The 22,460-nt window shown below is 63.2% G+C and carries 22 protein-coding genes and 1 pseudogene; 12 read left to right on the plus strand and 11 right to left on the minus strand.

The genetic code is table 11. The annotated features are described in order from the left end of the window. Position 1: 1 nt before the first annotated feature. A complete protein-coding gene (gene gatA / locus ONG87_RS04135) occupies positions 2-1,453 on the minus strand; it encodes an Asp-tRNA(Asn)/Glu-tRNA(Gln) amidotransferase subunit GatA (RefSeq protein WP_192104244.1) in 1,452 nt (483 codons plus the stop codon). A gap of 16 nt (positions 1,454-1,469) precedes the next feature. Next, on the minus strand, positions 1,470-1,757 hold the full coding sequence (gene gatC, locus ONG87_RS04140) for an Asp-tRNA(Asn)/Glu-tRNA(Gln) amidotransferase subunit GatC (RefSeq protein WP_122479517.1): 288 nt from the start codon (positions 1,755-1,757) through the stop codon (positions 1,470-1,472). A gap of 205 nt (positions 1,758-1,962) precedes the next feature. On the opposite strand from gatC, the gene mreB reads away from it, so the two are divergent. From mreB to tldD, 7 genes are all read left to right on the plus strand, one after another. Continuing rightward, the gene (gene mreB, locus ONG87_RS04145; protein ID WP_008371426.1) at positions 1,963-3,000 is read left to right on the plus strand and encodes a rod shape-determining protein MreB; all 1,038 of its coding nucleotides are present in this window, start codon (positions 1,963-1,965) and stop codon (positions 2,998-3,000) included. Between the two features lie 166 nt (positions 3,001-3,166). Next, a complete protein-coding gene (gene mreC / locus ONG87_RS04150; RefSeq protein WP_264382823.1) occupies positions 3,167-4,240 on the plus strand; it encodes a rod shape-determining protein MreC in 1,074 nt (357 codons plus the stop codon). Further along, positions 4,240-4,728 carry a rod shape-determining protein MreD gene (mreD, locus tag ONG87_RS04155; RefSeq protein WP_122479515.1) on the plus strand — a complete coding sequence of 163 codons (489 nt, stop codon included), beginning with the start codon at positions 4,240-4,242 and terminating at the stop codon, positions 4,726-4,728. The genes mreC and mreD overlap by 1 nt, the downstream gene beginning before the upstream one ends. A gap of 34 nt (positions 4,729-4,762) precedes the next feature. Next, positions 4,763-5,350, plus strand: coding sequence for a nucleoside triphosphate pyrophosphatase (locus ONG87_RS04160; RefSeq protein ID WP_122479514.1), 588 nt, complete (start codon positions 4,763-4,765; stop codon positions 5,348-5,350). Positions 5,351-5,411: 61 nt separating this feature from the next. After that, positions 5,412-6,869 carry a ribonuclease G gene (rng, locus tag ONG87_RS04165; protein ID WP_122479513.1) on the plus strand — a complete coding sequence of 486 codons (1,458 nt, stop codon included), beginning with the start codon at positions 5,412-5,414 and terminating at the stop codon, positions 6,867-6,869. A 94-nt stretch (positions 6,870-6,963) separates the two neighbouring features. Then, on the plus strand, positions 6,964-10,779 hold the full coding sequence (locus ONG87_RS04170; RefSeq protein ID WP_264382264.1) for a YhdP family protein: 3,816 nt from the start codon (positions 6,964-6,966) through the stop codon (positions 10,777-10,779). A 287-nt stretch (positions 10,780-11,066) separates the two neighbouring features. Further along, positions 11,067-12,509, plus strand: a complete 1,443-nt coding sequence (tldD, locus tag ONG87_RS04175) for a metalloprotease TldD (protein WP_122479511.1) — start codon at positions 11,067-11,069, stop codon at positions 12,507-12,509. Between the two features lie 41 nt (positions 12,510-12,550). Here the strand turns inward: tldD and yjgA are convergent, their stop codons facing one another. Next, complete coding sequence (gene yjgA, locus ONG87_RS04180) at positions 12,551-13,072, minus strand: ribosome biogenesis factor YjgA (RefSeq protein ID WP_264382265.1); 522 nt, start codon at positions 13,070-13,072, stop codon at positions 12,551-12,553. 107 nt (positions 13,073-13,179) lie between these two features. Between yjgA and pmbA the strand changes: the two genes are divergently transcribed. The 5 genes and pseudogenes from pmbA (at position 13,180) to ONG87_RS04205 (ending at position 16,861) form a co-directional block, all read left to right on the plus strand. Beyond that, positions 13,180-14,526 carry a metalloprotease PmbA gene (gene pmbA, locus ONG87_RS04185; RefSeq protein WP_122479509.1) on the plus strand — a complete coding sequence of 449 codons (1,347 nt, stop codon included), beginning with the start codon at positions 13,180-13,182 and terminating at the stop codon, positions 14,524-14,526. Between the two features lie 114 nt (positions 14,527-14,640). Further along, a pseudogene (aspA, locus tag ONG87_RS04190) lies at positions 14,641-14,860 on the plus strand (aspartate ammonia-lyase); the annotation flags it as partial. Between the two features lie 30 nt (positions 14,861-14,890). Then, the gene (locus ONG87_RS04195; protein ID WP_264382266.1) at positions 14,891-15,343 is read left to right on the plus strand and encodes a DUF2753 domain-containing protein; all 453 of its coding nucleotides are present in this window, start codon (positions 14,891-14,893) and stop codon (positions 15,341-15,343) included. A gap of 2 nt (positions 15,344-15,345) precedes the next feature. Then, complete coding sequence (locus ONG87_RS04200) at positions 15,346-15,957, plus strand: superoxide dismutase (RefSeq protein ID WP_122479506.1); 612 nt, start codon at positions 15,346-15,348, stop codon at positions 15,955-15,957. A 10-nt stretch (positions 15,958-15,967) separates the two neighbouring features. Further along, positions 15,968-16,861, plus strand: coding sequence for a ZIP family metal transporter (locus ONG87_RS04205; protein ID WP_122479505.1), 894 nt, complete (start codon positions 15,968-15,970; stop codon positions 16,859-16,861). A 91-nt stretch (positions 16,862-16,952) separates the two neighbouring features. Here ONG87_RS04205 and ONG87_RS04210 read toward each other — a convergent pair whose 3' ends face one another. The 8 genes from ONG87_RS04210 to lptC form a co-directional block, all read right to left on the minus strand. Beyond that, positions 16,953-17,225, minus strand: coding sequence for an HPr family phosphocarrier protein (locus ONG87_RS04210; RefSeq protein WP_122479504.1), 273 nt, complete (start codon positions 17,223-17,225; stop codon positions 16,953-16,955). 16 nt (positions 17,226-17,241) lie between these two features. Continuing rightward, on the minus strand, positions 17,242-18,099 hold the full coding sequence (rapZ, locus tag ONG87_RS04215) for an RNase adapter RapZ (protein WP_122479503.1): 858 nt from the start codon (positions 18,097-18,099) through the stop codon (positions 17,242-17,244). Between the two features lie 2 nt (positions 18,100-18,101). Further along, on the minus strand, positions 18,102-18,566 hold the full coding sequence (ptsN, locus tag ONG87_RS04220) for a PTS IIA-like nitrogen regulatory protein PtsN (protein ID WP_122479502.1): 465 nt from the start codon (positions 18,564-18,566) through the stop codon (positions 18,102-18,104). Between the two features lie 12 nt (positions 18,567-18,578). Beyond that, positions 18,579-18,887, minus strand: coding sequence for a ribosome-associated translation inhibitor RaiA (gene raiA / locus ONG87_RS04225; protein WP_049860579.1), 309 nt, complete (start codon positions 18,885-18,887; stop codon positions 18,579-18,581). A 78-nt stretch (positions 18,888-18,965) separates the two neighbouring features. Then, positions 18,966-20,459 carry an RNA polymerase factor sigma-54 gene (locus ONG87_RS04230; protein WP_192053588.1) on the minus strand — a complete coding sequence of 498 codons (1,494 nt, stop codon included), beginning with the start codon at positions 20,457-20,459 and terminating at the stop codon, positions 18,966-18,968. Positions 20,460-20,622: 163 nt separating this feature from the next. Beyond that, on the minus strand, positions 20,623-21,348 hold the full coding sequence (lptB, locus tag ONG87_RS04235; protein ID WP_043186715.1) for an LPS export ABC transporter ATP-binding protein: 726 nt from the start codon (positions 21,346-21,348) through the stop codon (positions 20,623-20,625). Further along, on the minus strand, positions 21,348-21,893 hold the full coding sequence (gene lptA / locus ONG87_RS04240) for a lipopolysaccharide transport periplasmic protein LptA (protein ID WP_043186718.1): 546 nt from the start codon (positions 21,891-21,893) through the stop codon (positions 21,348-21,350). The genes lptB and lptA overlap by 1 nt, the downstream gene beginning before the upstream one ends. Further along, positions 21,880-22,452, minus strand: a complete 573-nt coding sequence (gene lptC, locus ONG87_RS04245; protein WP_122479500.1) for an LPS export ABC transporter periplasmic protein LptC — start codon at positions 22,450-22,452, stop codon at positions 21,880-21,882. Before lptC ends, lptA begins: the two co-directional genes overlap by 14 nt. Positions 22,453-22,460 lie beyond the last annotated feature (8 nt).

Raw genomic sequence — 22,460 nt, forward strand, 5'->3', positions numbered from 1 at the left:
CTTAGAAGCCTTCAGGCGCGCGAGTGTGCCAGTCGGTGACTTGCTGGTACTGGTGCGCCGCATTGAGCAGGCGGCCTTCCTGGAAATAGGGGGCCAGCAGCTGCACGCCGACTGGCAGGCCATCGACGAAACCGGCCGGCATCGACAGGCCCGGCAGGCCGGCCAGGTTGGCGGTGATCGTGTAGATGTCTTCGAGGTAGGCAGCAACCGGGTCGGCATTCTTGGCGCCCAGCTTCCAGGCCGGGTTCGGCGTGGTCGGGCTGAGGATCATGTCGACGTCTTCGAAGGCGGCCATGAAATCGTTCTTGATCAAGCGGCGGATCTTCTGCGCCTGCAGGTAATAGGCGTCGTAGTAGCCCGCCGAAAGTGCATAGGCCCCGACCATGATGCGGCGCTGTACTTCCGGGCCGAAGCCTTCGGCGCGCGAACGCTTGTACAGGTCGGTGAGATCCTTGGGGTGTTCGCAGCGATAGCCGAAGCGTACGCCGTCGAAGCGCGACAGGTTCGAAGAGGCCTCGGCCGGCGCGATCACATAGTAGGCGGCAATTGCCTGCTGCATGTTCGGCAGGCTGATGTCCTTGATGGTTGCGCCCAGCTTCTGCAGTTGCTCGATGCTGGCGTGAATCAGGTCGGCGATGCGCGGATCGAGGCCGGCACCGAAGTATTCCTTCGGTACGCCGATGCGCAGGCCTTGCAGCGAGCCGCCCAGGGTGGCGCTGTAGTCGGGCACGGGCTCATCGATGCTGGTGGAGTCCTGCGGGTCGAAGCCCGCCATGCCTTGCAGCAACAGGGCACAGTCCTCGGCGTTGCGCGCCAGCACCCCGGCCTGGTCGAGGCTGGAAGCGTAGGCGATCATGCCCCAGCGAGACACGCGGCCGTAGGTCGGCTTGATGCCAGTGAGGTTGGTGAAGGCCGCCGGTTGACGGATCGAACCGCCGGTGTCGGTGCCCGTTGCCACCGGCAACAAGCGCGCCGCCACGGCTGCCGCCGAGCCACCCGAGGAGCCGCCGGGCACGTGGGCCAGGTTCCAGGGATTCTTCACCGGGCCGTAGTGGCTGTTCTCGTTGGCCGAACCCATGGCGAATTCGTCCATGTTCAGCTTGCCCAAGGTCACCGCGCCCGCTGCATTGAGCCTGGCCACCACGGTGGCGTCATAGGGCGCCTGGAAGTTGTCGAGCATCTTCGACCCGCAGCTGGTGCGGATGCCCTGGGTGCAGAACAGGTCCTTGTGGGCCAGCGGCGCACCCAGCAGGGCGCCGCCTTCGCCATTGGCGCGGCGCGCATCGGCGGCCTGCGCCTGGGCGATGGCGTGCTCGGGGGTGACGGTGATGAAGCTGTTGAGCTGCGGGTCCAGCTCGGCGATACGCGCCAGCAGGGTCCGGGTCAGCTCTTCGGCGGAAAATTTCTTGTCGGCGAGTCCGCGGGCGATCTCGGCCAGTGTCAGTTGATGCATGGCAGGCTCTTTCCCTTTACTCGATGACTTTCGGAACCAGATACAGGCCGTTCTCGACCGCCGGTGCGATGGCCTGGTAAGCCTCGCGCTGGTTGCGTTCGGTCACCTGGTCGGCGCGCAGCCGCTGGCTGGCTTCCAGTGGGTGGGCCAGGGGTTCGATGCCGCTGGTGTCGACCGCTTGCATCTGGTCGACGAGGCCCAGAATGCTGTTCAGTGCTTCGATGGTGCGTGGCATATCGGCTTCATTCAGGCCCAGGCGGGCCAGGTGAGCGATTTTTTCCACGTCGCAGCGTTCAAGCGCCATGGGGATCTCCAGTGGAAAATGAAATACGGCAAAGCCGTGGTTTTGGGGAACACTATCGCACTTCTGTGGTCATATGGCCGCGATCGAGTGCAGGCGTGCCCGGAAAAACAGCCAATTTAACATATTGGCGCCTTGCCCAAAATCCCCGCCGTTGTTAGAGTTTGCCGCACTTTTTTACCCACGCGTTGCCTAGGGTCCTTTTCCCATGTTCAAGAAACTGCGTGGCATGTTTTCCAGCGATCTTTCCATTGACCTGGGCACTGCCAACACCCTTATTTACGTGCGTGAGCGCGGTATTGTCCTGAATGAGCCATCAGTTGTGGCCATTCGGACCCACGGTAATCAGAAAAGTGTCGTTGCGGTCGGTACCGAAGCCAAGCGCATGCTCGGCCGTACTCCCGGCAACATCGCCGCCATTCGCCCGATGAAGGACGGCGTGATCGCCGACTTCAGCGTCTGCGAAAAGATGCTGCAATATTTCATCAACAAGGTGCACGAGAACAGCTTCCTGCAGCCCAGCCCGCGCGTGCTGATCTGCGTGCCTTGCAAATCCACCCAGGTGGAACGCCGTGCCATCCGTGAATCGGCGCTGGGCGCCGGTGCCCGCGAAGTGTTCCTGATCGAAGAGCCCATGGCGGCCGCCATCGGCGCCGGCCTGCCGGTCGAGGAAGCCCGCGGTTCGATGGTCGTCGACATCGGCGGTGGTACCACCGAAATCGCCCTGATCTCGCTCAATGGCGTGGTCTATGCCGAATCCGTGCGTGTGGGCGGCGACCGCTTCGACGAGGCCATCGTCACCTACGTGCGTCGCAACTACGGCAGCCTGATCGGCGAATCCACCGCCGAACGCATCAAGCAGGAAATCGGCACCGCCTACCCAGGCGGCGAAGTGCGTGAAGTCGACGTGCGTGGGCGCAACCTCGCCGAAGGCGTTCCACGTGCCTTCACGCTGAACTCCAACGAAGTGCTCGAAGCCCTGCAGGAGTCGCTCGCGACCATCGTGCAGGCCGTCAAGAGCGCGCTGGAACAGTCGCCTCCCGAGCTGGCGTCGGACATCGCCGAGCGCGGCCTAGTGCTGACTGGCGGTGGCGCGCTGCTGCGCGACCTCGACAAGCTGCTGGCCCAGGAAACCGGCCTGCCGGTGATCGTCGCCGAAGACCCGCTGACGTGCGTGGCTCGGGGTGGCGGTCGCGCCCTGGAAATGATGGACAAGCACACCATGGATCTGCTCTCCAGCGAATAACTTCGCGGGAAAGATTCCTGGGGTCGTTTACAGGTAGCGTCTTCGATGCTACCTGTATGCGTCCTGTACTTTCGATCCGGGCCGGTTTGCCGTCACATGAATGACCACATGAACATTTGCCTGGGAGGAGCGGCCTATTAAACCGCTTTTCACCAAGGGCCCCTCACTGGGCGTGCGCCTGTTGGTGCTGGTCGTGCTGTCGGTCGCGCTGATGGTCGTCGACGCGCGCTTCACCCTGCTCAAACCCGTGCGCAGCGAAATGTCGCTGGTGCTGATGCGTGCCTATTGGGTCACCGACCTGCCGCAGCGCCTGTACGAAGGCGTTGCCAGCCAGTTCGGCAGCCGCACCGAGCTGCTGGCCGAAAACGAAAAACTCAAGACCGAGGGCCTGTTGCTGCAGGGTCGCCTGCAGAAGCTGGCGGCGCTGACCGAGCAGAACGTGCGCCTGCGCGAGTTGCTCAATTCTTCGGCGCTGGTGAACGAAAAGGTCGAGGTTGCCGAGCTGATCGGCATGGACCCGAACCCGTTCACCCATCGCATCCTGATCAACAAGGGCGAGCGCGATGGCGTGGTACTCGGCCAGCCGGTGCTCGACGCGCGTGGCCTTATGGGGCAGGTGGTCGAATTGATGCCCTACACCTCGCGTGTGCTGCTGCTCACCGACACCACCCACAGTATTCCAGTGCAGGTCAACCGCAACGGGCTGCGCGCCATCGCCAGCGGCACGGGCAATCCCGAGCGGCTCGAGCTGCGCCACGTGGCCGACACTGCCGACATCAAGGAAGGCGACCTGTTGGTCAGCTCTGGCCTGGGCCAGCGATTCCCGGCGGGTTACCCGGTGGCCACGGTCAAGGAAGTCATCCACGACTCCGGTCAACCCTTTGCCATCGTCCGCGCCGTGCCCACCGCCGCCCTGAACCGCAGCCGCTATCTGCTGCTGGTGTTCAGCGACAGTCGCTCGCCGGAGCAGCGGGCGACCGAAGCTGCGCAGGCGCAAGAGGCGGCCGACCGCCAGGGTGCCGCGCCACAGGACGGCACCCCGGCGACGCCGGTCCCTGCAGCAACCTCCGCGCCAGCCACTGCTGCGCCCGCTGCGGCACCGGCAACGCCTGCCCACACCACGACGCCGGCAGCCACCGCCCCGGCGCGTGCCAGCTCGGCCCCGGCCGCCACCCCTGAGCGCACCCCGCCGGCGACACCTTCGCGCTCTGCGCCGGCCACCACACGGGAGAGGCAATAATGGTTGGTACGCGCTCGCGCAATGGCTGGGTGATCTGGCTGACCTTCGTCGTCGGTCTGCTGCTGTGCGTGTCGCCCATGCCGCAGTTCATGGAAGTGTTGCGGCCGCTGTGGCTGGCCCTGCTGCTGGCCTACTGGACGCTCTCGGTGCCACACAAGGTGGGCATGACCACCGCCTGGATCCTCGGCCTTGCGCAAGACGTGCTGTTCGGCACCCTGCTTGGGCAGAACGCACTCATCCTCAGCCTGATCACCTTCCTTATCCTGTCCCTGGCCCAGCGCATGCGCATCTTTCCAATGTGGCAGCAGAGCCTGGTCATCCTCGTGGTCTTCGGTCTGGCGCAGCTGGTGCAGCTGTGGCTGAGCGCGTTGACCGGCAACCGCCAACCTACCCTGGCCCTGCTGTTGCCTGCCTTGATGAGCGCCTTGCTCTGGCCGTGGGTCAGCTACCTGCTGCGTGGCTTGCGCAAGCGCCTGGGCATCAACTGACGGGCCCGCGCGGCCCGACGCGGAGACGCCTTGCATGCCTACCCTGTACCTGGCTTCCAGCTCGCCCAGGCGTCGTGAACTGCTGACGCAGATCGGCGTACCCTTCACCGTGATCAACGCCGCCATCGACGAAACACCCAGACCCGGCGAAGAAAGCCATGCATACGTGCAGCGCATGGCCGAAGAAAAGGCCCGCGCCGGCTGGCAGTCGCGGTCGCAGCCGGGGGCCGCCCACGTGCTGGGCGCGGACACTGCAGTGATCGCGCAAGGACGCATTCTCGGCAAGCCGCGCGACCAAGCCGATGCCCTGGCAATGCTGGCCCTGTTATCCGGCAGCACCCATGAAGTGCTCACCGCCGCGGCGCTGTTCGATGGCACGCAGATGGACATCGGCACGGCCTCGGCGCGGGTCACGTTTCGCCCGATAGACGAAGCCGAAGCCCGTGCCTACTGGGCCAGCGGCGAACCGGTGGACAAGGCGGGGGGCTACGGCATCCAGGGCCTGGGCGCAATATTCGTAGAAAAGCTCGAAGGCAGTTATTCTGCCGTCGTCGGCCTGGGTTTGTACGAAACCGCGGCGCTGCTGCAACGCAATGGCATCGCCTGCTGGCAAGTGTCCTGAAGAGGGCCGGCCAGGAGCGCCATCGCCATTACAATAAAGACACCAGGAACGAGACCCAGCCATGAGCGAAGAGATTCTGATCAACATCACGCCGATGGAATCGCGCGTGGCCGTGGTGGAAAACGGTGTCCTGCAAGAGGTCCACGTCGAGCGCACCCAGCGGCGCGGGATCGTCGGCAATATCTATAAAGGCAAGGTGGTGCGCGTGCTGCCCGGCATGCAGGCCGCCTTCATCGACATCGGCCTGGACCGCGCCGCGTTCATCCATGCTTCGGAAATCTCCCTGCGCGAAGGCTCGACCCTGGAAACCATCAGCGCGCTGGTCCATGAGGGGCAGAGCCTGGTGGTACAGGTCACCAAGGACCCGATCGGCTCCAAAGGCGCGCGCCTGACCACCCAGCTGTCGATTCCCTCACGCTACCTGGTATACATGCCGCGCACCCGGCACGTCGGCATTTCCCTGAAGATCGAGGATGAAGGCGAGCGTGAACGCTTGAAGAAGGTGGTGGCAGACTGCGTCGAGAAAGAGGGTATCCAGGAGGTTGGCGGGTTCATCCTGCGCACCGCCGCCGAGGGGGCGGGCGCCGAGGAAATCCTCATGGACATCCGCTACCTGCGCCGGCTGTGGGACCAGATCAACGCGCAGATCCAGACCGTCGGGGCGCCGACCGAGATCTACGAGGACCTGGACCTGGCGCTGCGTACCCTGCGCGATCTGGTCAACCCGAAGATCGAGAAGATCCGCATCGACTCGCGGGAGACCTTCCAGAAGACCACGCAGTTCGTGGCCGAATTGATGCCCGAAATTGCCGACCGCTTGGAGCACTACCCGGGCGAGCGGCCCATTTTCGATCTGTACGGTGTGGAAGACGAGATCCAGCGGGCGCTGGACCGCAAGGTGCCACTCAAGTCCGGCGGCTATCTGGTGGTCGATCCGGCCGAGGCGATGACCACCATCGACGTCAACACCGGGGCCTTCGTCGGCCACCGCAACCTCGAAGAGACCATCTTCAAGACCAACCTGGAAGCGGCCACCGCCATTGCCCGGCAGCTGCGTCTGCGCAACATCGGCGGAATCATCATCATCGACTTCATCGACATGGAAGATGAAGAACACCAGCGCCAGGTTCTGCGTACCCTGGAGAAGCAGCTCGAACGCGATCACGCCAAGACCAACATCATCGGCATCACCGAGCTGGGCCTGGTGCAGATGACCCGCAAGCGCACTCGCGAAAGCCTTGAACAGGTCCTGTGCGAGCCCTGCATCTGTTGCCAGGGCCGCGGCAAGCTGAAAACCCCGGAAACGGTGTGCTACGAGATTTTCCGCGAGATCCTGCGCGAGGCGCGGGCCTATCAGGCCGTGGGCTACCGCGTGCTGGCCAATCAAAAAGTGGTCGACCGGCTGCTCGACGAAGAATCCGGCAACGTGGCCGAACTGGAAGCCTTCATCGGACGAACCATTCGCTTCCAGGTCGAGTCCATGTATTCCCAGGAACAATATGATGTGGTGCTGCTCTGAAACGGCCAGTGAAACGATTTTCCAGTCTTCAGGCTTCCAGTCTTCAAGCTTCGGGCTTTCAGGCTGACGCGGCCTGTGGCGGGAGCATGCCTGCATGGTCCGCTTGAATGCCGTGCTCGCTGGCCTGACGCGTTGGGCGCTGACGCTGTGTGCGGTGCTGCTGGTGTTGCTGGCGTTGTACGTCAGCCTGGGCCGGCAGCTGGTGCCCCTGGTGGCCGAATACGACGCGCAGATCGAGGCACGTGCCAGCGAAGCGCTGGGCATGCCGGTGCGCATCGGCAGCCTGGAAGGGCGCTGGAGCCGTCTGGCACCGATACTGCTGGTTCACGATGTGCAAGTGGGCGAGGGCAGCAGTGCGCTGCGTCTGGATCAGGTCAGGGTGGTGCCGGACCTGTGGGGCAGCCTGTTGGCGCGGTCGGTGCGCATTGCCCATCTCGAACTGGGCGGCGTACAGCTCAGCGCCGTCGAGGATGCTGCCGGCAAGTGGTCGCTCAAGGGGCTGCCGCAGCAGCAGGACCAGGCCTTCGACATGCAGCGCACGTTGCAGCAGATGCAACAGGTCGAGCGGCTGTCGGTGCTCGACAGCCAACTGACCCTGCAACCGTTCGAGCACGACCCGCTGACCTTGACCTATGTGGGTCTGAGCCTGCGCACCAGCGAAGAGCGGCAGCGCCTGGATCTGCGCCTGCATTTGCCTGACGGCCAGCCGCTGGCGCTGAACGTGGAGGCACAGGTGCGCGCCGAACGATGGCGCCAGGGCCGTGCCCAGATCTATCTGAACCTGCCGCAAAGCGACTGGGCGGAATGGTTGCCGAGCCGCTACACCCAGGCCTGGAAACTCGAACAGTTCAAGGCGGGCGGCGAGTTCTGGCTGGACTGGGCGGATGCCAACGTCCAGCGAGCGGTGGTCAAGCTCGATGTGCCGACGTTCAAAGGTGCCCGCGCCGGGCACAAGCCCTACGCCATCGCCGATCTCAAGCTGCAGGCCTGGGCGCAACGCAGCGCCGAAGGCTTCGACCTGAACCTGGGCACCTTGGCCATGACCCTGGATGGCAAGCCCTGGCAGACCCACGTGGCTCTGCAGCAGCGCGCCGCGACGTCCGCGGCCGAGGAGCAGTGGCGCATCCAGGCCGATCGTCTCGACCTGACACCGATCACGCCGTTGCTGGACGCGCTGGTGCCCCTGCCCAAGCAGGTGGCAGCCATCGCCAACGGCCTGAACCTCACCGGTGTGCTGCGCAACGTCTCGCTCGACATCCGCCCCAAGGCCACCGGGGCCGAGCGCCTGAGCTACGCGGCCAACCTCGAGAACGTCGGCTTCGACGCCTATTCCGGCGCCCCGGCGGCGGACAATGTCAGCGGTAGCCTGATCGGCGATATCGGCCAGGGCGAGCTGCGCCTGGACAGTGAAAAGTTCATGCTGCACCTGAGCCCGATCTTCGAAAAGCCCTGGCATTACCTCAAGGCCAACGCTCGTCTGAATTTCAAGCTCGATGAACACGCGTTCACCCTGATCGCACCGGCCATCAAGGTGCTGGGCGAAGAAGGCAACATTGCAGCGGACTTTCTCATTCGTCTGCCATTGCACCATGAGGCCGAGCCCTACATGGACCTGCGCGTCGGCCTGGTCGATGGTGATGGCGCCTACACCAGCAAATATCTGCCCAAGGTACTCAGCCCAGCGGTCGACCAGTGGCTGCGTACGGCGATCAAGCGCGGCGCGGTCGACCAAGGTTACTTCCAGTACCAGGGTTCGCTGGCCAGCGCGGCCGAGGCGCATTCGCGCAGTATCACGCTGTTCTTCAAGGTCCACGACGTGACCCTGGCGTTCCAGCCCGGTTGGCCGGAGGCGCGCAAGGTCGCCGGCAATGTCTATATCCAGGACGGTGACGTGCGCATCCTGGCCGACCGCGGGCAGATCCTCGACACCAAGGTCAGCGACGTTTCCGTCACTGTGCCCCATGTACCCCTTGGCGAGGACAGCCACCTGTATGTCAAAGGCAGCTTCGACGGGGGGCTGGCCGACGGTTTGAAAATTCTGCAGACCGCGCCCATCGGCACCGCCGACATTTTCGCCGGCTGGCAGGGTGAAGGCCCGCTCAAGGGCAGGCTCGACCTCGACATTCCGCTGGTCAAGGGCCATGAGCCCAAAGTCGTGGTGGATTTCAGCACCCACGCGGCCCGCCTGAAGATCAAGTCTCCGGAGCTCGCGCTCAGCCAGCTGGGCGGGGCGTTTCGTTTCGACTTCGACAAGGGGTTGAGCGGCGAGGGCATCACTGCCCAGGCGTTCGATCAGCCGGTGAAGGCGCAGATTTCTGCCGAAGGCAAGCCAGGCGCGCCGTTGACCCGCATCGTCGCCCACAGCCAGATCCCGGTGAAGCGCCTGGCCGACTGGTTGCAGGTCAAGCAGGCCGTGCCGGCCTCCGGTGATATTGCCTACCAGCTGCAGCTCATGCTGGGTGCCGACAGCCAGCTTCGCGTCGACTCCGACCTCAAGGGTGTCGACATCGACCTGCCTGCGCCCTTTGGCAAAACACGCCCTGTGGCGCGCCCGACCGTATTCGTGATGAACCTGCAGGGCCGGGAACGCCGCTTCGACGTCACCTATGCCGATCTGGCCAGTTTTGCCTATGCAGCTCCGCCCGCCGACCTGGCCAATGGTCGGGGCGAGTTGCTGGTCGGCTCTGGTACGCCGCAGATGCCCACAACCCAGGGGCTGCGAGTCCGCGGCGCGTTGCCGACCCTGGATCTGGAGCCCTGGCAGCAGCAGGCCGAGCAATACACCGGTGGCGATCCGGGTGGCACTGCCAGCCAGTTGATCAATGCGGTCGACCTGCAGGTCGGCACGCTCAAGGGCTTCGGTCAGCAACTCGACCAGGCGCACGTGCAACTCAACCGCAGCCCCAGCGCCTGGCACCTTGCCCTGGCCAGCCAACAGATCACCGGCAAGGTCGATGTGCCCGATGGCAAGGCGACCCCGATCAACGTCGACCTCGATACCGTGCGCCTGCCGCCGGTCGATCCGAACGCGGTCAAGGCCGACAACCCGGTGGAAGCACCAGACCCTTTGGCCAATGTCGACCCACGCAAGATACCCGCGGTGAATGTCAGGATCCGCCAGCTGTTGCAGGGCGAAGAGTTGATCGGCAGCTGGTCGCTGAAGCTGCGCCCAACGTCCAAGGGTGTCGCCCTCAACGACCTCGACCTGGGTCTCAAGGGCTTGATGCTGCACGGCGCGGGCACATGGGAAGGCGCGCCGGGAGCCTCCAACACGTGGTTCCGCGGGCGCTTGCAAGGCAAGAACCTGGCCGATGTGCTGCAGGCGTGGAAATTTGCCCCGACCGTGACCAGTGAGTCGTTCCACCTCGACGCCGATGGTCGCTGGCCGGGTTCGCCGGCCTGGGTCGGGCTCAAGCGTTTTTCCGGCAACCTGGACGCTACTTTGCGTGATGGCCAGTTCGTCGAGGTCGAGGGCGGCGCCCAGGCTCTGCGCGTGTTCGGCCTGCTCAACTTCAATGCCATCGGCCGTCGCCTGCGCCTGGATTTCTCCGATGTGCTGGGCAAGGGTTTGAGCTACGATCGAGTCAAAGGCCTGCTGGTGGCCAGCGAAGGGGTCTATGTGACGCGTACCCCGATCACCCTGCGCGGTCCCACCACCGACATCGATCTGGACGGTACCCTGGACATGGTCCGCGACGGCGTCAACGCCAAGGTGCAGGTTGCCCTGCCGATCACCAACAGCCTGCCGCTGGCGGCGGTGCTGGTCGGCGCGCCGGTGGTGGGCGGCGCCTTGTTCGTGGTGAACAAGCTGCTGGGCGACCGCGTGGCGCGCTTCGCCAGCGTGCAATACCGCATCGAGGGTTCCTGGAAGGATCCGCAGATGACCCTAGTCAAGCCTTTCGGCGGCTGAGGGCGCGGTGGCCGTCGCCCGGTATCGGACTGTCGGCCGGGCTCCGGTATTGAAAAAGTGTCCGGGCGGACGCATGTATTGAGCATCCGTCACCGACACCCGAATTGCGCGGGCCGCTTCCGGCCACCCGCGCGCAGTCATTTGCGCAGGACGCCACGCGTCCTGCGAGCACTTTCCCACGCAGCACGCGAAGCGTCCTGCGAGCTTTTTCTACGCAGTACGTCGAGCGTCCTGCGAGCTTTTTCTACGCAGTACGTCGAGCGTCCTGCGAACAGCGCGGAGTAAATATGAGCCAGATGTTATCCACCGTCAGCGAACACCTGCTGGCACCCGGCGGCCTCACGCTGGACAGCCTGCAGTCGGTGTTGGGCGAGTTGGCCGGCCCCGGTATAGACGCCGCCGACCTGTATTTCCAGGGTCAGATTTCCGAGTCCTGGGCGCTGGAAGACGGCATCGTCAAGGAAGGCAGCTTCAACCTCGATCAGGGCGTGGGCGTGCGCGCTCAGTCCGGTGAGAAGACCGGGTTCGCCTACAGCAACGCCATCACTCAGGACGCTCTGGTGCAGGCCGCGCGTGCGGCCCGCTCGATTTCCCGCGCTGGCCAGAACGGCCGCGTGCAGGCGTTCAGCAGTCCGGTGGTAAGCCAGTTGTACGGTCCTGACAACCCACTGGAGGTCCTGACCCGCGCCGAGAAAGTCGACCTGCTCAAGCGTGTCGACGCCGCCACCCGCGCGCTGGACCCGCGTATCCAGCAAGTCACCGTCAGCATGGCCGGTGTCTGGGAAAGAATTCTCGTCGCTGCAGCCGATGGCAGCCTGGCCGCCGACGTGCGTCCACTGGTGCGCTTCAATGTCAGTGTGATCGTCGAGCACAATGGGCGTCGCGAGCGCGGCGGCCACGGTGGCGGTGGCCGTACCGATTACCGTTACTTCCTGGCCGAAGACCGCGCCATGGGCTACGCCCGCGAAGCGCTGCGCCAGGCGCTGGTCAACGTCGAGGCGGTGGCGGCGCCGGCCGGTACCATGCCTGTGGTGATGGGCGCGGGCTGGTCAGGCGTGCTCCTGCACGAAGCGGTCGGGCACGGCCTGGAAGGCGATTTCAACCGCAAGGGCAGCTCGGCCTACAGCGGCCGCGTGGGCGAGAAGGTCGCCTCCAGCCTGTGCACCATCGTCGACGATGGCACCCTGGCCGGGCGTCGCGGTTCACTGAGCGTCGATGACGAAGGCACGCCTACGCAGTGCACCACCCTGATCGAAAACGGCGTGCTCAAGGGCTACATGCAGGACAAGCTCAATGCGCGTCTGATGGGCGTGGCCGCCACAGGCAACGGTCGTCGCGAATCCTATGCGCACCTGCCCATGCCGCGGATGACCAATACCTACATGCTGGCGGGCGAAAGCGACCCGGCCGAAATCATCGCCTCGGTGAAGAAGGGCATCTATTGCGCCAACCTGGGTGGCGGGCAGGTGGATATCACCAGCGGCAAGTTCGTCTTCTCGACCAGCGAAGCCTACCTTATCGAAGACGGCAAGATCACCACACCGGTCAAGGGCGCCACGCTGATCGGCAATGGCCCGGAAGCGATGAGCAGGGTCTCGATGGTCGGCAACGACCTGTCGCTCGACAGCGGTGTGGGTACCTGCGGCAAGGATGGGCAGTCGCTGCCCGTGGGCGTAGGCCAGCCGACCTTGAAGATCGATGCGATCACCGTGGGCGGTACCGGCGCCTGAAGCGGATGACAGGCAGGCCGGGCGGCCTGCCTTCAGGCGTCTCAGCGCAAGCCGCGTTGAGTTTCGTCCAGCTCGCGGATGTACTTGAAGATCTTGCGCGTGGTGGCAGGCGGTTTGTTGTGCGCCGTCTCGTGCTGGGCCTGGCGAACCAGGTTGCGCAGATGCTGACGATCGGTTTCCGGGTAGTCGGCGAAAAACGCTTCCAGCACCTGGTCCGGGCCGGCTACCAGCCGATCACGCCAACGCTCCAGGTTGTGGAAGCGCTCGTTGTATTGCCGGGTGGAGGCGTCCACTTGGTCGAGCAGCACCAGAATGGCGTCGATGTCCTGGTCGCGCATCAGTTTGCCGATGAACTGGATGTGGCGTTTGCGCGCGATGTTCGCCGTGTGCTTGGAGGCATCGGCCAACGCCCGGCGCAGGCCATCGGTCAAGGGCAGGCGATCGAGCATGTCCGGCTTGAGCGTGATAAGGCGCTCGCCCAGATCGGTCAGCGCATGGAGCTCGCGTTTGACCTGAGTTTTGCTTTTTCCCTCATCGAGGGAGTCGTCGTAAGAATCAACCATGGGGGCAGTCCGCAAATAAACGCCGCCATGATAACCAGTCGGGGGCCGCTTGTCTGGCCCGGCCGTAGATCGGCCCGCCCCGAACCCGAATTTGATTGGAGAACACCATGAACGCACCCCAGAGCGTCGGCCCGCAGGCATTGCCAGTCCTGCAGGAACAAGTGCAGCAGATCATCGATGAAGCCCGGCGTCAGGGCGCCAGCGCCTGCGAAGTGGCTGTGTCGCTGGAGCAGGGCCTGTCCACGTCGGTGCGCCAGCGCGAAGTCGAGACCGTCGAATTCAACCGCGACCAGGGTTTCGGCATCACCCTGTACGTCGGCCAGCGCAAGGGTTCGGCCAGTACCTCGGCGAGCGGCCCCCAAGCCATTCGCGAAACCGTCGCTGCAGCCCTGGCGATCGCCAAGCACACCTCCGAGGATGAAAGCTCGGGCCTGGCCGACGCCGCTCTGATGGCCCGCGAGCAGCCCGATTTCGACCTTTACCACGCCTGGGACATCACGCCCGAGCAGGCCATCGAGAAAGCCCTGGCTTGCGAAGCCGCAGCCTTCGACGCCGAGCCCCTGATCAAGAATGCCGACGGCACCACGCTCAACACTCACCAGGGCTGCCGCGTGTATGGCAACAGCCACGGCTTCATCGGCGGCTATGCATCGACGCGACACAGCTTGAGCTGCGTGATGATCGCCGAAGCCAACGGGCAGATGCAGCGCGATTACTGGTACGACGTAAGTCGCCAGGGCGAGTTGCTGGCCGATGCCGCTTCCATCGGTCAGCGCGCCGCGCAACGCGCTGCCGCCCGCCTTGGCGCACGGCCGGTGCCGACGTGCGAGGTGCCGGTATTGTTTTCGGCCGAATTGGCCGGGGGGCTGTTCGGAAATTTCCTCGCGGCGATCTCCGGTGGCAACCTGTACCGCAAATCCTCGTTCCTGGAAGGGGCGATGGGCCAGCGGCTGTTCCCCGAGTGGCTGACCCTGGACGAGCGTCCGCATCTGATGCGCGCCATGGGCAGCGCGGCATTCGACGGCGACGGCCTGGCAACCTACGCCAAGCCGTTCGTAGAGAATGGCGAGCTGGTGTCCTATGTGTTGAGTACCTATTCGGGCCGCAAGCTGGGCTTGCCCAGTACGGCCAACTCTGGCGGCGTGCACAACCTGTTCGTAACCCATGGCGACGAAGACCAGAAAGCGCTGCTGCGCCGCATGGGCCGCGGCTTGCTGGTGACCGAACTGATGGGCCATGGCCTGAACATGGTGACCGGCGACTACTCGCGCGGAGCAGCCGGGTTCTGGGTCGAGAATGGCGAGATCCAGTTTCCGGTCCAGGAAGTGACCATCGCCGGCAACATGCGTGACATGTTCAAGCAGATCGTCGCCGTGGGCAACGATCTGGAACTGCGCAGCAACATCCGCACCGGCTCGGTGCTGATCGAACGCATGACGGTCGCCGGGAGCTGATCCCGTTGCCCGGCCCTTCAGGTCAGGCAATCTGTGCAGCGATGCTTGTTTTGATTCTCAATATCAATCAATAATAAAACTCATTATCGCTGATGAGTGTCGATCATGCTCGGCAAGTTGAACGAGGCCAGGTTGAAGGGCGCTGGCCCGCCACCCGATCGAGGTGGCCGCGGCCAACCCGATCATCGGATATCGGCAAGCTGTCCAGATTGCCGAGCTAGCCTACAGGGAAGGTCGGCCGATGATTGATGTGGCGCTGGAACACATGGACTTGCGTCGCGAACAGCTCGGCGACGTGCTCGACCCGGAAAAGCTCACCGCTGGCGGTATCTGACCGCTGGGCAACCGCTGGGAGACATCCGCCATGCAGCACTGGAAACGAATTACGGAGACGGCCAATGCCAGCTTTGTCCGGGGCGAGCTGATCGAGGCGCGCGAGCATTACCTGCAGGCCCTGGCATGGGCCCAGGTGCTGTTCGAGCGCTGGGCGGATGTCGACGAAGCAGTGGCCGCATGCGTCATCTCCCACCACAACCTTGCCGACCTGCACCTGCAGTTGCATCAACCCGAAGAAAGCGCAGAGTACCTGTGCGCCATTCATGAATGCCTGTTGCACGCCGCCCAGGATTCTCGACTGCCGCCTGCGCTGCGCGAGGCGGCCCTGCGCCATGCCAGCAAGACCTACGCCGAACTGCTCGGCTTCACTCGCCAGCATGGCGAATACCCCCGTACCCACCGGTTGCTGTGTGGTGCCGCCGACACCGACGTTGCGCCAGTCGTCACGCAACCCAATAACCTTCACTACGGAGTTCACTGAAAATGCCTTATACCTTGCCTGCCTTGTCGTATGCCTACGATGCCCTGGAGCCGCACATCGATGCTGCGACCATGGAAATCCACCACACCAAGCACCACCAGACCTACATTACCAACGTCAATGCCGCCATCGAGGGCACCGAATACGCCGAGTGGCCCGTTGAAAAGCTGGTCGCCTCGGTCAAGCAGCTGCCGGAAAACCTGCGCGGCGCCGTCACCAACCACGGCGGCGGCCATGCCAACCACAGCCTGTTCTGGGAAGTCATGTCGCCCAACGGTGGCGGTCAGCCGCAGGGCAGCGTGGCTCAGGCCATCGAAACCGAGCTGGGTGGGTTCGATGCCTTCAAGGAAGCGTTCACCAAAGCCGCGCTGAGCCGCTTCGGCAGTGGCTGGGCCTGGCTCAGCGTCACCCCGGAAAAGAAGCTGGTGGTGGAGAGCAGCGGCAACCAGGACAGCCCATTGATGAATGGCAACACGCCGATTCTGGGCCTGGACGTCTGGGAGCACGCCTACTACCTCAAGTACCAGAACCGTCGGCCTGAATACATCAATGCGTTCTACAACGTGGTCGACTGGGCCAATGTCGAGAAGCGCTACCAAGCCGCCGTGAACTGAGCCCCGCGCCATGGGATCGCAGGCCTTCGCGCTGGTCAGTGTTCGCCGCTTTCGCCTGGCGCTGGGCACGTTGCTGTTATTGGCAGGCGCGGCCCTGCTGGTAGGCGAGCTGCTAGCCTGGCTCGACCTCGAGCCGCGCATCCTGCGTGCGCTCGAAGGCGGTGCCATCTGCGCCCTGGGCACGGCTCTGGGCGCGGTCCCGGTACTGGTCATTCGCAGCATGCCCGTTGCGGTGGCCGATACATTGCTGGGTTTCGGCGCGGGCGTGATGCTGGCAGCCACTGCGTTCTCGCTGATCATTCCCGGCCTGGATGCGGCAGCGGCCATCGGTTTCTCACGCTGGGGCGCTGGTGGCCTGATGAGCCTGGGCATCATGTCTGGAGCGTTCTGCCTGTATCTGGTGGACCGGAGGGTTTCCGGAGTCACACCGGACTATCTGGTGGGCAGCACGCAGCAGCCTGTGATCCCTGCACGTATCTGGATCTTCGTGATCGCCATCATTGCTCACAACATCCCGGAGGGCATGGCCATCGGCGTGTCGGCTGGCGGCGGCATGCACGATGCCGACAGCCTGGCGATGGGCATTGCCCTGCAGGACGTCCCCGAGGGCCTGGTGATTGCGCTGGTACTGGCAGGTGCCGGAATGGCGCGCTACAAAGCTTTCCTGATTGGCGCCGCGTCTGGGCTGGTCGAGCCGGTATTCGCCGTGCTCTGTGCCTGGTTGGTGCGCATGGGCGAGCTGTTGCTGCCCTTGGGCCTGGCCTTCGCGGCCGGCGCGATGCTGCTGGTAGTGACCCACGAGATCATTCCCGAGTCACGCAGCAATGGTCATCACAAGTTGGCGAGCCTGGGCCTGTGTGTAGGGTTCTGCCTGATGATGGTCATGGACACTGCGCTGTCTTGACCCCTGACCCTTGAACCCAGAGCTCAGAACCTGACGTAGCGCAGTACTCGACTGCCGCTACCGGGTTCTGCTTCTCGGCCGTTGGCTGGCTTTACTCGCCTTCGTCGAACTTGTCGTTGATCAGTTTGACGATGGCATCGAGCGCCTGCTGATCCTGCTCGCCTTCGGTGTGCAGGTGAATGGTGGTGCCTTTTCCGGCTGCCAACATCATTACACCCATGATGCTCTTGCCGTCGACCAAAGCTTCTGGTGTGCGGCCGACGCGTACCTGGCAGGGAAAGCGTCCCGCCACGCCGACGAATTTCGCTGCGGCGCGGGCGTGCAGGCCGAGCTTGTTGATGATTTCTACTTGGAGGGCGGGCATTGCGCGGGGGATCCTTTCAGCTGAGGTCGCGATGGCGAACCTGGACGTTCTTGAGCGACTGCTGCAGCAATCGGCCCAGGCGCTCGGTCAAGTATACCGAGCGATGATGCCCGCCTGTACAGCCGATGGCGATGGTGACATAGGCGCGACTGCTGGCGGCGAAGCGCGGCAGCCATTTGAGCAGGTAGGAGGAGATGTCCTGGTACATCTCTTCGACGTCCGGCTGGGCCGCCAGGTATTCGGCGACCGGGGCGTCGAGCCCGGACTGTTCTCGCAGCTCCGGCTTCCAGTAGGGGTTGGGCAGGCAGCGCACGTCGAACACCAGGTCGGCGTCTATGGGCATGCCGCGCTTGAACCCGAATGACTCCACCAGAAAGGCCGTACCAGGCTCTGGCTTGTTCAGCAGCCGGACCTTGATTGCATCGCGCAGCTGGTAGAGGTTCAGGTTGGTCGTGTTGATCTTGAGGTCGGCCAGATCGACGATGGGCCCGAGCAGGTCGCTTTCGACGCGGATGGCCTCGGCCAGCGAGCGGCTCTCGTTGCTCAGCGGGTGGCGGCGACGGGTCTCGGAAAAACGCTTGAGCAGCGTTTCTTCGTCGGCGTCCAGGTACAGAACATCGCAATTGATGTGCTTGGCCCGTACTTCGGCCAGCAGTTGGGGAAAACGTGATAAATGGCTGGGCAGGTTGCGCGCATCGATTGACACCGCTACCTGCGGCTGTGCCAGCTCGGTGTGGATCAGGGCACGCTCTGCCAGTTCGGGTAGTAACCCGGCCGGCAGGTTGTCGATGCAATAGAAACCGTTGTCTTCGAGAACATCCAGGGCAGTGCTCTTGCCTGAGCCTGAGCGGCCACTGACGATGATCAAACGCATGGTTAATGACCGCTCTGTTCGTCCAGTACCACTTGGTACAAGGCTTGATTGCTGGGCGCCGAACGCAGTTTCTCACGCACTTCCTTGCGATCGAGCATGCTGGCGATCTGGCGGAGCAACTCCAGGTGGGCATCGGTGGCCGCTTCGGGTACCAGAAGCACGAACAGCAGATCCACGGGAGCGCCGTCGATGGCGTCGTAGTCGATCGGGGCGCTCAGGTGGATAAGGGCGCTGACGGGTGTATCGCAGCCCTTCAGGCGACAATGCGGGATGGCAATGCCGTTGCCGAATCCGGTCGAGCCCAGTTTTTCACGGGCAACGAGCGCTTCGAATACCGTTTGGGTATCCAGCGTGGGCACTTCGCGACCGATCAACTCGGCGATGTTTTCGAGTGCTTTCTTCTTGCTGCCGCCCGGCACGTTCACGCATGAACGGCCGGGGGTCAGGATGGTTTCTAGTCGGATCATGAGTGGGGAGTGTCAGCGAGCAGTCGCGCCTTGCAGCAGACTTTGCTGTTTTTCCTTATGCTTTTTGAGTTGGCGATCCAGCTTGTCGGTAAGCAGGTCGATGGCCGCGTACATGTCGTCATGTTCGGCGTTGGCAACCACCTCACCACCGGGTATGCGCAGGGTGGCTTCGATTTTCTGTTTGAGCTTCTCGACCTCCATGATCACCTGAACGTTGGTGATCTTGTCGAAATGACGTTCGAGCCGCTCGAGTTTTTCCCCGATGTAGGTTCGCAGGGGTTCGGTCACATCCAGTTGGTGTCCACTGATGTTGACTTGCATACCGCTTCTCCTTATTGCCATTGCATAAAGAAGCAGGCTTGGGTGCCTGCCACTGGAACGCTGTGGCACATCGCAGGGCTACATCAACCGCTTGCGTTCGCTGGACGGCGCAATCCCGAGGGATTCGCGATACTTGGCGACCGTTCGGCGGGCTACCTGGATGCCTTGTGCCTCCAGTAAACCAGCGATCTTGCTGTCACTCAACGGCTTTTTCTGATTTTCGGCCGCGACCAGTTTCTTGATGATCGCGCGGATCGCCGTGGAGGAGCATTCGCCACCTTCCGAGGTACTGACATGGCTCGAAAAAAAGTATTTCAGCTCGTATATGCCACGGGGTGTATGCATGTATTTCTGCGTGGTCACCCGTGAAATGGTCGATTCGTGCATGCCCACCGCCTCGGCGATGTCGTGCAGCACCAGAGGCTTCATGGCCTCGTCGCCATAGTCGAGGAAGCCGCGCTGGTGCTCGACGATCTGCGTCGCCACCTTCATCAGGGTCTCGTTACGGCTCTGCAGGCTCTTGATGAACCAGCGCGCTTCCTGCAGCTGGTTGCGCATGAAGGTGTTGTCGGCGCTGGTATCGGCGCGCCGCACGAAACCGGCGTACTGCGGATTGACTCGCAGGCGTGGCACGGACTCCTGATTGAGCTCGACCAGCCAGCGGTCGCTGTCCTTGCGCACGATGACATCGGGCACGACGTATTCCGGCTCGCTGGATTCGATCTGCGAGCCGGGTCGCGGATTGAGGCTCTGCACCAGCTCGATGACCTGGCGCAGCTCGTCTTCCTTGAGCTTCATGCGGCGCATCAGCTGGCTGTAGTCGCGCGAGCCGAGCATGTCGATGAAGTCGCTGACCAGGCGCTGGGCTTCGGCCAGCCAACGGGTCTTGGGCGGCAGCTGGCGCAGCTGCAGCATCAGGCATTCGCTCAGGTTGCGGGCGCCAATGCCAGCGGGCTCGAACTGCTGGATGCGGTGCAGCACCGCTTCGATCTCATCCAGCTCGATGTCCAGTTCAGGATCGAAAGACTCGCAGATTTCCTGCAGCGTCTCGTCCAGGTAACCCTGGTTGTTGATGCAGTCGATGATGGTCACGGCGATCAGCCGATCGGTGTCGGACATGGGCGCCAGGTTCAGCTGCCACAACAGATGCGTCTGCAGGCTTTCGCCGACCGATGTGCGCGTGGTGAAGTCCCACTCGTCGTCATCGTTGCTCGGCAGGCTGCTGGCGCTGGTCTGGTAGATGTCTTCCCAGGCGGTGTCCACAGGCAGTTCGCTGGGGATGCGCTCGTTCCAGTCGCCTTCCTCGAGGTTGTCGACCGTAGGCGCGGATTCCTGGAAGCTCGGCTCCTGGATTTCCTGGGGCGGTGTCTGCTCGACCTTGTCGGCCAGCGGGTCGCTGTTGTCGAAGTCGTCGCCTTCTTCCTGGCGTTCGAGCATGGGATTGGATTCCAGCGCTTCCTGAATCTCCTGTTGGAGGTCCAGGGTCGATAGCTGGAGAAGGCGGATGGCCTGTTGCAACTGCGGTGTCATCGTCAGTTGCTGGCCCATACGTAGGACGAGCGATGGTTTCATGGCAGGAACTTAACACCTTGGTCGCCGGCGCGAAGCGCCTTCTACTACGGGTACCGAAGCACCCGGCTTATGTCGTAAGCAAATTATATGCCTGAAACCTGAGTGTTTGCCTAGGGCGCCATGAAAATTAATGCCCGTGGGAGGGCGCTGGCGCCCTCGGGCCTTACAAGCGGAACTCGTGGCCCAGGTAGACTTCGCGCACCAGATCGTTGGCCAGAATGGTCTGGGCATCGCCTTCGGCAATCAGCTGGCCGTCGTTGACGATGTAGGCCGTTTCGCAGATATCCAGGGTCTCGCGGACGTTGTGGTCGGTGATCAATACGCCGATGCCCTTGGTCTTGAGGTGGTGGATAATCTGCTTGATGTCGCCGACCGAAATCGGATCGACACCGGCGAAGGGTTCGTCGAGCAGGATGAACTTGGGTGCGGTGGCCAGGGCGCGGGCGATCTCTACGCGGCGACGTTCACCCCCCGAAAGACTCATGCCCAGGTTGTCGCGGATGTGCGTGATGTGGAATTCCTGCAGCAGGCCTTCGAGCTCTGCCAGCCGAGCCGTGGCATCGAGTTCCTTGCGGGTTTCCAGAATGGCCATGATGTTGTCGGCCACCGACAGCTTGCGGAAGATCGAGGCCTCCTGCGGCAGGTAACCGATGCCGGAGCGGGCGCGGCCATGCATCGGCTGGTGACTGACGTCCAGGTCGTCGATGAGCACACGGCCCTGATCGGCCTGCACCAGGCCGACGATCATGTAGAAACAGGTGGTCTTGCCGGCCCCGTTGGGGCCCAGCAGGCCGACGATCTGCCCGCTTTCGATGGACAGGCTGACGTCGCGTACGACTTGCCGGCTCTTGTAGCTCTTGGCCAGGTGCTGCGCTTTCAGAACTGCCATTACTGGGCCTTCTGCGGTGCGTCGGATTTCTTCTTCGGCTGGATCACCATGTCGATGCGCGGACGAGGCGTGGTGACCTTGCTGCCCGTGGCACGGCCGGCGTTGACCACCTGGCGCACGGTGTCGTAGACGATCTTCTCGCCTTCGGACGTGTTGCCGTCGTTGATGACCTTGGCCTTGTCGATCAGCACGATGCGGTTCTGCGCCGCGAAGTACTGGATGGTCATGCCGTAGGCCTGCACGATGGGCTTGTCGGCGGCGGGTTTCTGCTCGTAGTAGGCCAGGTTGCCGACAGCAGTGAACACGTCCACGTCGCCCGTGGCATTGCGGGTGATGGTCACGGTATTGCCGGTGATCTTCATCGACCCTTGGGTAATGATCACATTGCCCTTGTAGGTCGCCACACCCTGTTTGTCGTCGAGCTGGGCATCGTCGGACTGGATATGAATGGGCTGATCGCGGTCAGTGGGCAGTGCCCAGGCGCTCGCGCTTCCCAGTGCTGCGCTCAGGCTGAGCAAAAAGGGGAGGGTTTTAACGAGCCTCATACTGTCCTCTTACGTTGGACAGCAAGTTGATCTTGCTGTCATTCAGATACGCTTTCATGCCCTTGGCCGTCGACACGCCACCGGCGCCGTCGATTCTAACGTCTTGGTCGGTCTGCGCATATTGCTTCTGTGGGAAAACGGTCATGCGCGAGCTGGTGATCAGCGTAGCGCGGCTTTTCTGATCGGTACGCGCGATGCGCACCGAATCGATCAGCTCGACTTCGCTGCCATCGGGATTGACTTCGCCGCGATCGCTGGTCACGTGCCATGGATAGACGGTTCCGCGGTACAGCTGCATGTCGGGCTTGGTCAGCAAAGTGACCTGCGACGTCTTCACGTGCTCGACCTTGTCGGCGGTCATGTCGTACTGCACGCCGCCATCGGGCAGGTATTGCCGAGCCTTCGCGTTGATAGCGTAGTAATCGATCTGGCTTTCGTCGACGGCTGCCGTGGGCTGGTCGAGGAAGCGCTCCGGGCTGATGTCCCAGTAGCCGATGGCGGCGAACAGCAGCCCCAGCACACCCAGGATGACGATATTGCGGATTTTCTTGTTCAGCATGTCAGGCC

It is taken from the genome of Pseudomonas sp. MM227 (assembly GCF_947090715.1).
Classification (GTDB): Bacteria; Pseudomonadota; Gammaproteobacteria; order Pseudomonadales; family Pseudomonadaceae; genus Aquipseudomonas; species Aquipseudomonas baltica.

What these genes read in the sequence shown, in the direction of transcription:
- gatA (WP_192104244.1), bottom strand. Translation starts at nt 1,453, where the DNA reads ATGCATCAACTGACACTGGCCGAGATCGCCCGCGGACTCGCCGACAAG.
- gatC (WP_122479517.1), bottom strand. Translation starts at nt 1,757, where the DNA reads ATGGCGCTTGAACGCTGCGACGTGGAAAAAATCGCTCACCTGGCCCGC.
- mreB (WP_008371426.1), top strand. Translation starts at nt 1,963, where the DNA reads ATGTTCAAGAAACTGCGTGGCATGTTTTCCAGCGATCTTTCCATTGAC.
- mreD (WP_122479515.1), top strand. Translation starts at nt 4,240, where the DNA reads ATGGTTGGTACGCGCTCGCGCAATGGCTGGGTGATCTGGCTGACCTTC.
- ONG87_RS04160 (WP_122479514.1), top strand. Translation starts at nt 4,763, where the DNA reads ATGCCTACCCTGTACCTGGCTTCCAGCTCGCCCAGGCGTCGTGAACTG.
- rng (WP_122479513.1), top strand. Translation starts at nt 5,412, where the DNA reads ATGAGCGAAGAGATTCTGATCAACATCACGCCGATGGAATCGCGCGTG.
- ONG87_RS04170 (WP_264382264.1), top strand. Translation starts at nt 6,964, where the DNA reads ATGGTCCGCTTGAATGCCGTGCTCGCTGGCCTGACGCGTTGGGCGCTG.
- tldD (WP_122479511.1), top strand. Translation starts at nt 11,067, where the DNA reads ATGAGCCAGATGTTATCCACCGTCAGCGAACACCTGCTGGCACCCGGC.
- yjgA (WP_264382265.1), bottom strand. Translation starts at nt 13,072, where the DNA reads ATGGTTGATTCTTACGACGACTCCCTCGATGAGGGAAAAAGCAAAACT.
- pmbA (WP_122479509.1), top strand. Translation starts at nt 13,180, where the DNA reads ATGAACGCACCCCAGAGCGTCGGCCCGCAGGCATTGCCAGTCCTGCAG.
- ONG87_RS04195 (WP_264382266.1), top strand. Translation starts at nt 14,891, where the DNA reads ATGCAGCACTGGAAACGAATTACGGAGACGGCCAATGCCAGCTTTGTC.
- ONG87_RS04200 (WP_122479506.1), top strand. Translation starts at nt 15,346, where the DNA reads ATGCCTTATACCTTGCCTGCCTTGTCGTATGCCTACGATGCCCTGGAG.
- ONG87_RS04205 (WP_122479505.1), top strand. Translation starts at nt 15,968, where the DNA reads ATGGGATCGCAGGCCTTCGCGCTGGTCAGTGTTCGCCGCTTTCGCCTG.
- ONG87_RS04210 (WP_122479504.1), bottom strand. Translation starts at nt 17,225, where the DNA reads ATGCCCGCCCTCCAAGTAGAAATCATCAACAAGCTCGGCCTGCACGCC.
- rapZ (WP_122479503.1), bottom strand. Translation starts at nt 18,099, where the DNA reads ATGCGTTTGATCATCGTCAGTGGCCGCTCAGGCTCAGGCAAGAGCACT.
- ptsN (WP_122479502.1), bottom strand. Translation starts at nt 18,566, where the DNA reads ATGATCCGACTAGAAACCATCCTGACCCCCGGCCGTTCATGCGTGAAC.
- raiA (WP_049860579.1), bottom strand. Translation starts at nt 18,887, where the DNA reads ATGCAAGTCAACATCAGTGGACACCAACTGGATGTGACCGAACCCCTG.
- ONG87_RS04230 (WP_192053588.1), bottom strand. Translation starts at nt 20,459, where the DNA reads ATGAAACCATCGCTCGTCCTACGTATGGGCCAGCAACTGACGATGACA.
- lptB (WP_043186715.1), bottom strand. Translation starts at nt 21,348, where the DNA reads ATGGCAGTTCTGAAAGCGCAGCACCTGGCCAAGAGCTACAAGAGCCGG.
- lptA (WP_043186718.1), bottom strand. Translation starts at nt 21,893, where the DNA reads ATGAGGCTCGTTAAAACCCTCCCCTTTTTGCTCAGCCTGAGCGCAGCA.
- lptC (WP_122479500.1), bottom strand. Translation starts at nt 22,452, where the DNA reads ATGCTGAACAAGAAAATCCGCAATATCGTCATCCTGGGTGTGCTGGGG.